The sequence below is a fragment of the Moraxella sp. CTOTU47724 genome, assembly GCF_032014955.1.
GTDB lineage: Bacteria > Pseudomonadota > Gammaproteobacteria > Pseudomonadales > Moraxellaceae > Faucicola > Faucicola tetraodonis.
Genome location: NZ_DALZSV010000009.1, coordinates 1 through 8,941, shown reverse-complemented (window position 1 = coordinate 8,941; position 8,941 = coordinate 1). Strand labels below are relative to the sequence as shown.

Annotated in this window: 8 protein-coding genes and 1 pseudogene; 6 read left to right on the top strand and 3 right to left on the bottom strand. The window is 44.4% G+C overall.

Annotation, left to right across the window (positions count from 1 at the left end):
- From RTR63_RS03400 to argG, 6 genes are all read left to right on the top strand, one after another.
- Nucleotides 1-590, top strand: a 590-nt coding sequence (locus tag RTR63_RS03400) for an AAA family ATPase (protein ID WP_312522665.1), incomplete at its 5' end; no start/stop codon positions are given.
- 21 nt (nucleotides 591-611) lie between these two features.
- Nucleotides 612-1,064, top strand: a complete 453-nt coding sequence (locus tag RTR63_RS03395; RefSeq protein WP_095356162.1) for a PIN domain-containing protein — start codon at nucleotides 612-614, stop codon at nucleotides 1,062-1,064.
- 20 nt (nucleotides 1,065-1,084) lie between these two features.
- A complete protein-coding gene (gene carB / locus RTR63_RS03390; RefSeq protein WP_312522664.1) occupies nucleotides 1,085-4,324 on the top strand; it encodes a carbamoyl-phosphate synthase large subunit in 3,240 nt (1,079 codons plus the stop codon).
- Between the two features lie 154 nt (nucleotides 4,325-4,478).
- On the top strand, nucleotides 4,479-5,030 hold the full coding sequence (locus RTR63_RS03385; protein ID WP_312522663.1) for a phosphatase PAP2 family protein: 552 nt from the start codon (nucleotides 4,479-4,481) through the stop codon (nucleotides 5,028-5,030).
- Nucleotides 5,031-5,292: 262 nt separating this feature from the next.
- On the top strand, nucleotides 5,293-5,769 hold the full coding sequence (gene greA, locus RTR63_RS03380; protein WP_007116148.1) for a transcription elongation factor GreA: 477 nt from the start codon (nucleotides 5,293-5,295) through the stop codon (nucleotides 5,767-5,769).
- 162 nt (nucleotides 5,770-5,931) lie between these two features.
- Nucleotides 5,932-7,296, top strand: coding sequence for an argininosuccinate synthase (gene argG, locus RTR63_RS03375; protein WP_282841856.1), 1,365 nt, complete (start codon nucleotides 5,932-5,934; stop codon nucleotides 7,294-7,296).
- A 56-nt stretch (nucleotides 7,297-7,352) separates the two neighbouring features.
- Here argG and RTR63_RS03370 read toward each other — a convergent pair whose 3' ends face one another.
- From RTR63_RS03370 to RTR63_RS03360, 3 genes and pseudogenes are all read right to left on the bottom strand, one after another.
- Entirely contained in the window at nucleotides 7,353-7,892 is a 540-nt protein-coding gene (locus tag RTR63_RS03370; RefSeq protein ID WP_312522662.1) for a YecA/YgfB family protein, read from the bottom strand.
- Between the two features lie 81 nt (nucleotides 7,893-7,973).
- Entirely contained in the window at nucleotides 7,974-8,210 is a 237-nt protein-coding gene (locus RTR63_RS03365; protein WP_007116151.1) for a PA3496 family putative envelope integrity protein, read from the bottom strand.
- 109 nt (nucleotides 8,211-8,319) lie between these two features.
- Nucleotides 8,320-8,941: pseudogene (locus RTR63_RS03360) on the bottom strand (hypothetical protein); the annotation flags it as partial.

Genomic DNA, 8,941 nt, shown 5'->3' with positions numbered 1-8,941 from the left:
ACCAAAAAGAAGAAGACAATCGCAAAATTGATATTGATACGGTATTAAATGCCCTACATATTTTAGACAATCGTATTGAAAAAACGCTAAAAATCGATGGTGACGGCAATGTATTTCTCACGATCGAAGGACAAGAACGAGAGCTTTCCGAATTAAGTTCGGGGTTTATTTCGGTGGTGAAAATCATCCAATCCATCATTTCGGCTTATTCTGCTTTTACCAATGCCACCGACTTATTAAACGTCAAAGGCGTGGTATTAATTGATGAAATCGAAAGCCATCTACATATCGAATGGCAAACTAAAATTGTACCCACGCTGAAAAACTTATTTCCCAATACCACTTTTTATATCGCTACCCATTCGCCATTGGTACTTTCGCAACTGGCCGAAGGCGAAGCTTATTTGCTTAAACGTGATAATGATAATGTGGTAAGAAGTCAAGAAATAAATTCACCCAATACTCGGTTACTAGAAAATGTATTACAAGATGCGTTTGATGTCGATTTAAATCAATTGAAACGTGAAAACATGGAACACATTGACCAAACCAAAGCGAAACAAAAATTATTAGCCCTGTTAAATAAATAGGATAAACAGATAGGTGAAAAAATGAATCAAAAATCTGTTTTAGTGGATGCTAATATTTTAATCGCTGTGATTGATGGAAAGGATGATAATCCTAATCATATTGAAGCAAAACAAAAATTTAATGACTTAATCGCTCAAAATGCCACGATTGCCATTACCCCTTTGATTCGTTATGAAGTATTACGAGGTGTAAAAAGTATTTCAATTGATGAAGCCCAAGAAATTTTAGACGATTTTGTTGAATTTAATATCACTGATAAAGAAGCCAATCCTTCCGCTAGAATTTTTCACTTTAGCCGTAGTCAGGATTTTTCATCGAAAGACACAGGTATCAGACTCGATAAACAGAACTTTGATGTATTTCATTATGTTGTCGCCAAAATTCGCAATTTAGAATTGGTCAATGTTAATCAAAAAGATTTTAACAAAATTGAAAATGTTATTAAATTAATGCCAAGTCCGCCTTTTAACTAATTGTTAGTAAGAGAGAAGCTATGCCAAAACGTACCGACATCAAATCCATTCTTATCATCGGCGCAGGTCCAATTGTCATCGGACAAGCCTGTGAATTTGACTATTCAGGCGCACAAGCCTGTAAAGCCTTACGTGAAGAAGGCTACCGCGTCATTCTGGTTAACTCAAATCCAGCCACCATCATGACTGACCCTGTCATGGCAGATGCGACCTACATCGAGCCTATCACCTGGCAAACGGTAGAGCGCATCATTGATAAAGAACGCCCCGATGCCATCTTGCCAACCATGGGCGGACAAACCGCGCTCAACTGTGCGTTAGACTTGGACAAGCATGGCGTACTGGAAAAATATGGCTGCGAGCTGATTGGCGCGACCAAAGACGCCATCGAAAAAGCCGAAGACCGTAACCTGTTTGACCAAGCGATGAAAAAAATCGGCTTAGAGTGCCCGCGCGCCGAAGTGGCTGAAACCATGGAACAAGCCTTCGCTATTCAAGCCAAAGTCGGCTTTCCCTGCATCATTCGCCCGTCGTTTACCATGGGGGGTTCGGGCGGCGGTATCGCTTACAACCGTGACGAATTTGTCGAGATTTGTGAGCGTGGTTTTGACTTATCACCCACTCACCAACTATTGATTGACGAAAGCCTAATCGGTTGGAAAGAGTACGAGATGGAAGTTGTCCGTGACAAAAAAGACAACTGTATCATCGTCTGTTCGATTGAAAACTTTGACCCTATGGGTGTGCATACAGGCGACTCTATCACTGTGGCACCTGCTCAGACTTTGACGGATAAAGAATACCAAATCATGCGTAATGCGTCATTGGCGGTGCTGCGTGAGATTGGCGTGGAGACCGGTGGTTCAAACGTACAATTTGGTATTGACCCAAAAACAGGCCGTATGGTGGTCATCGAGATGAACCCACGTGTCAGCCGTTCATCTGCCTTGGCATCTAAAGCCACGGGTTTCCCGATTGCCAAAATCGCGGCAAAACTTGCGGTCGGTTACACCCTCGATGAACTTAGCAATGATATTACAGGCGGCTTGACACCAGCTAGCTTTGAGCCTGCCATTGACTATGTGGTGACTAAAGTACCGCGCTTTAACTTTGAAAAATTTCCCCAAGCTGACAGCACCTTATCTACCCAAATGAAATCAGTGGGTGAAGTGATGGCGATTGGTCGTAACTTCCAAGAGTCGATGCAAAAAGCGTTACGCGGTCTTGAGATTGGGGTGAATGGTTTTGATGAGTATCTTGATTTCAATCAAGACGACGATACCATTCGCAGCACCTTAAAAGTTAAATTAAAAACCCCCACTCCTGACCGTATTTTCTACATTGCTGATGCCTTCCGTTTTGGTATGAGCGTGGATGAGGTGTTTGAGTTTACTCGCATTGACCCTTGGTTTTTAGTGCAAATTGAAGACATCGTCAAAACGGAAAAATTGGTCAAAGAAACTGGCTTTGGCGGTTTGACCCGCGACAACTTGCGTCAATTCAAACGTAAAGGGTTATCAGATTTACGCTTGGCAACGCTTCTGGGTATTTCACAAAAACAACTGCGTAAAAAACGTTGGGATTTGGGCGTGTATCCTGTGTACAAACGCGTGGATACCTGTGCCGCGGAGTTTTCGACGTCAACCGCTTATATGTATTCAAGCTATGATGACGAATGTGAAGCCAATCCAACCAACAACAAAAAAATCATGGTTATCGGTGGTGGTCCCAACCGCATTGGTCAAGGTATTGAATTTGACTATTGCTGTGTGCACGCCGCCTTGGCAATGCGTGAAGATGGTTATGAGACCATCATGGTCAACTGTAACCCTGAAACGGTTTCAACTGATTATGACACCTCTGACCGTCTGTACTTTGAGCCTATTACCTTAGAAGATGTGCTTGAAATCGTGCGCATCGAAAAGCCCGAAGGCGTGATTGTGCAGTACGGTGGACAAACGCCATTAAAATTAGCGCGCGCATTGGAAGCTGCAGGTGTGCATATCATTGGTACCAGCCCAGATGCGATTGATAGAGCTGAAGACCGTGAACGTTTCCAACACATGATTCAGCAATTGGGCTTTACTCAGCCACCCAATGCCTTGGCGACCAGTACCGAAGACGGTATCGTCAAAGCGACGCAAGTGGGCTATCCCCTAGTTGTCCGTCCCTCTTACGTGTTGGGCGGTCGCGCGATGGAAATCGTCTACAACGAAAACGAACTGCGTCGTTATTTGCGTGAAGCCGTACAAGCGTCCAATGAAGCCCCTGTGTTACTTGACCGCTTCTTGGATGATGCGATTGAAGTGGACGTGGATTGTATCTCTGACGGCACCAATGTGGTGATTGGCGGTATCATGCAGCACATCGAACAAGCGGGCGTGCATTCAGGCGATTCAGCGTGTTCAATCCCGCCGTATTCACTCAGCCAAGAAATTTGTGATGTGATGCGCGAACAAACCGTGGCGATGGCAAAAGAGCTGGGTGTGGTGGGCTTGATGAACGTCCAATACGCGGTCAAAGATGGTGTGGTTTATATTCTTGAAGTCAATCCACGTGCCTCACGTACGGTGCCTTTCGTATCAAAATGCATCGGTACTTCACTTGCACAAGTCGCTGCGCGTTGTATGGCGGGCACAACGTTAGTGGAACAAAACTTTACCACTGAGGTGATTCCAACATTTTTTGCGGTCAAAGAAGCGGTCTTCCCTTTTGCCAAATTCCCAGGCGTTGACCCTATTTTAAGCCCTGAGATGAAATCAACGGGTGAAGTCATGGGCGTGGGTCAGACCTTTGGTGAGGCTTACTACAAAGCCATCATCGGCAGTAACGATAGATTGCCCGGTTTGCCAGTGGAACATGAAGTTAAAAAAGTGTTCTTATCAGTGCGTGAAAGCGACAAAGCCAATCTAGTACCAGTGGCAAAACAATTTGCCGACTATGGCTTTAAACTTGTGGCAACCTCAGGTACACAAAAAATCTTAACTGAAGCCGGTATCGCCTGTGAGCGCATCAACAAAGTCACCGAGGGTCGCCCACATATCGTCGATGCCATCAAAAACGGTGAAATCGCGATTGTGGTCAATACCACTGAAGGCAAACAAGCGCATGAAGACTCGTTCTCGATTCGCCGCTCAGCCTTACAGCATAAAGTATTTAATGTGACTACCTTAAATGCCGCGGCAGCAGTTACCCAAGCGTATAAAGTGCAACTACCATTTGATGTGTATAAGCTTCAATCGCTACATACACAGGGATAACCACCGCTACTCTAAAATACTGATAGCCAGCGCTGTCAGTATTTTTTTATGGGCTAAGATAATCCTAAGGTTTAGGGTGTAGACTGGGTTTGCCCTAAGTACAGCCACGTTTATCAATGTTTTGACCACCAACCACAATCAGGGTGTGAATGCCATGAGACAACCTTCTAAGACCTTTAACGTCATACTGCTCGCTGCTGTATTAGCGCCAACGACAACGGTGTATGCCAAAAGCGATAACGAAAAAGCGGGTGATATATTGCATATTGCTATCCCGGTAGCAGGCTTAGGCATGGCACTTGCCAAACATGACCAAGAAGGCGTGTATCAATTAGGCAAAACCATGGCAACCAATTTGGCAGCTACCTATGCGCTCAAATACGCCACCAATGACACCGCTTGGGGCGAACGTCCCAATGGCGAAGATTACTCATTTCCGTCAGGGCATGCTAGTGATTCTTGCGCGGGCGCGACTTTCATCGGTCAACGCTATGGCTGGCGCTATGGCTCGATGGCAATGATTCCTGCCGCCTATGTGGGCTGGTCACGTGTGGATGCCGACAAGCACCATACCCGTGATGTGGTTGCTGGCTGCGCGCTGGGTGTCGTCAGTGGTTTGGTGATGACGCAACCGTTTGACAATGCCACTATTTTACCTTGGTATGAAAATAAAGCCGTGGGTGTTACCATCAGCTCAGCTTGGTAATGTCAGGGTTCATTCAGTCAATTGAGTGAATGCTTTGCATCACAAGCCGTTATCAAGTAAAATACCGTTATTGTGGTGATTGACGCAGCACAGCAAATTTTTTACTAGAACCTTGTTAGGCAGTAGCCCTGTCTAGCATGGTTTTTTTCATCTATACAAAATAGATAGTGGTTAATCACGAGCGTTGATGACCATTTTTTGTGACTTGTTACTTTGGCAATCTTGCCGTTTGAATCCCTATTTGTGACAAAAGGAATCCCCTATGCAACGTTATCCAATGACGCCTCAAGGTCACGCGGCTTTAGAAGAAGAGCTCAAACAGCTCAAAACCGTTGACCGTCCACGTATTACCGCGGCGATTGCCGAAGCGCGCGAACATGGCGATTTAAAAGAAAATGCTGAGTACCATGCTGCCCGTGAGCAGCAAGGATTTTGTGAAGCCCGTATTCGCGATATTGAAGCCAAACTGGGCGGCGCTGAAGTCATTGATCCGCTCAAACTACCGCAAGAAGGTCGCGTGGTGTTTGGCGTCACGGTAGTGATTGAAAATCTCGATACGGAAGAGCAAAAACGCTATAAGATTGTGGGTGATGACGAGGCGGATTTTAAAGCCAATAAAATCTCGATTAACTCGCCCATCGCGCGCGGTCTGATTGGTAAATCAGAAGGTGATGAAGCCAAAATCCAAACCCCAAGCGGTGAAGTCGAATACGAAATCGTCGAAGTTTTGTACCAATAACCGCTATTTAGCCGATAAAGCCAATCAAATGATTGGCTTTTTTATTGTGACAAATTATGGGTAATTGTCAAAAAATGGCGCAAAACACGTTGACAAAAATGTTACAATAATTCGATAGGTTGATTTTGCACATTATTTTTTGATGACTTGATAGGAAAGGTTATGAGCCACGATACCACAAACGATGCCACCAATAACGCCACCATTTTACAATCTGTCCCCGTCGGGCAAAAAGTCGGTATCGCGTTTTCAGGCGGACTTGATACCTCAGCTGCGCTACTTTGGATGAAGCAAAAAGGCACGCTGCCATACGCTTATACCGCGAACTTAGGTCAACCTGACGAAGACGATTACAACGCCATTCCCAAAAAAGCCGACCAATACGGTGCGGTCAAAGCGCGTTTGATTGATTGCCGTTTGCAATTGGCGCTTGAAGGTATTGCTGCAATTCAATGCGGTGCGTTTCATGTCAGCACCGGTGGTATGCCCTACTTTAACACCACGCCACTGGGTCGTGCGGTCACAGGCACCATGCTAGTGACTGCCATGAAAGAAGATGATGTCAACATTTGGGGCGATGGCTCAACTTATAAAGGCAATGATATTGAGCGTTTTTACCGTTATGGGCTACTCACCAATCCTGCCCTTAAAATCTATAAACCGTGGCTTGATCAAACCTTCATTGATGAATTGGGCGGTCGTAGCGAGATGTCACAGTTCTTAATCGACAATGGCTTTGACTACAAAATGTCCAAAGAAAAAGCCTACTCAACCGACTCAAATATGCTCGGCGCGACGCATGAAGCCAAAGACTTGGAGTTTTTGGATGCCAGCATGCACATCGTTGAGCCGATTATGGGTGTGGCATTTTGGGATGAAAATGTCAAAATCGACAAAGAAACAGTGACAGTACGCTTTGAACAAGGCATGCCTGTGGCAATCAATGATGAAACCTTTGATAGCCCAGTGGATTTGATTTTAAAAGCCAACGAAATCGGGGGTCGTCATGGTCTTGGGATGAGTGACCAAATTGAGAACCGTATCATCGAAGCCAAATCACGCGGTATCTATGAAGCCCCTGCCATGGCGCTGTTGCACATTGCCTATGAGCGTTTGGTCACTGGGATTCATAACGAAGACACCATCGAGCAGTACCGTATCAATGGTTTACGCCTAGGTCGCTTGTTGTACCAAGGTCGCTGGTTTGACTCACAAGCCTTGATGCTTCGTGAAACCGCCCAGCGCTGGGTCGCCAAAGCTATCACGGGTGAAGTCACCATCGAGCTACGCCGCGGTAATGACTATACCATCTTAAATACTAAATCTGACAACTTGACCTACCAACCAGAACGCCTATCAATGGAAAAAGTGGAAGATGCGGCGTTTACGCCAATGGATCGTATCGGTCAGCTTACCATGCGCAATCTAGATATTTCAGATACCCGTGCTAAATTGGCGTTATATAGCCAATCAGGTTTGTTATCCAATGCCCACGGCTCAGACGTACCACAACTAGAGCAAAAATAATGCGGTAAATAAAAAGGGCGTATTTAATACGCCCTTAGCTTGTTACAACCCATCATTTAGTCATTGGTATGAAATAACAAAAACAGCTCAACGATATTTTTTTCTATGGCTTGTGCCATTTGACTCATGGTTTCTGGGTCTTTGAGTAGCTCTTGCATATCCGGTTGGTCTTCATCAATGCCACTAAACAAAATCATCGGTAACGTCAGCATTGCCACATCTTCTTCGCTGTCGTCATTATCAAACCAATCATCTTCTTCGTCATCGCTGGCATACATGGCATCAACAAAGCCCACTGACCATTCGCTGATTTCTGAGTTTTCAATATCGAGATAGTCAGTTTCGTCGACATCAAAAGGCAGCTCAATTTCACGCTCATCTTGCAGCATGGCTTGCAGCTCATCACGCCACTGTTCAATGGCTGATAACACCTCTGGCTTGACTTGTTTTTCATGCCCTTCAAAAAGATAGGTTTGCCAATTGTCTAAAGGTTTGCCGACAATAGAGGCGGTTAAAAAGCCGTGTGTAGCGATGCTCGATAGCCCAAATTCATTGTCATCACTGTCTAAAAAATCGATTAAATCATCAAAATCCATGGTGGTTATCCTAGTATTTTATCAAAAAAGCGGATTGAAAAAAGAAAGGTTAATACCGACTGTATTAACCTTTTGCTTGACTTACAACTCATCATCATCAAAATCGTCGTCATCGTCTAAGTCATCAAGATCGTCATCAAAGCTGTCTTTGAGTGAGCGCTCTAGACGCTTTTCTTCCAATAAATTGTCAATCAAACGACGTTTTTCAAGACTACTTGCCCGACTTCGACCCGATGCGTCGTCATCCACGAGTCGCGCGTCATCGTCATCATCAAAATTGTCATCTTCAAAGCTATCATCAATATCTGGATCAGCCATTTATTGCTCCTTTCGCTGGTCGATTCGATAAATTTGCAATTTCATAAAGCCTTATAATGGGTTTTGTCGGTCAAGTCAAGTGGCGAAAGAAAAAATAGCCATGATTCTTTTATTTTTCTGTGGCTGTCAAAATATCATCGCGTTTGGCAATGAGTTCGGTCATCAAGGTTTCTGATAAACCGTTGTACCAAACCATTTCACGCTCTGTGATAGTGGTCGGATGTTGCAGGTTTTTAAACTGCACTTTACCATCTAACGTTTTAAGTAAATCGAGTGGATACAGGAGTAATAAACCATCTTCTTTGGCGTGGTTTGCCATTAGTTTTTGTACGTCATCGAATTGATGACTGATACTGGTACCGATGGTTAATGGCAAGGCAAAACGCGATAGCTCACGGTGTTTTTCGTATACCACTTGGTTGAGGATAATCAACAATTTTGACAACAACACCGCTGCCAGTGGCAATTGCTCCGCTTTACCTGCTAGATGAATGACTGCGCCATTGGCATTAAAATGCGAGTTGTCTTTGATATACACGTCTTTGATATAGCGATTTAACACATTGTTTGAGGAATTAAATAAGCTGTTTGATGCGCGCATCAATAGCTGATTACACAATTGAAAATACGGTTTTGCAACTTCAGGTGCCACCCGTTTTAGCAGATGATACTGGTCGTAAAAATGAATTTGTAATTCAATTTCAGGCTGTTTTTGGCTGTCTACTATATTT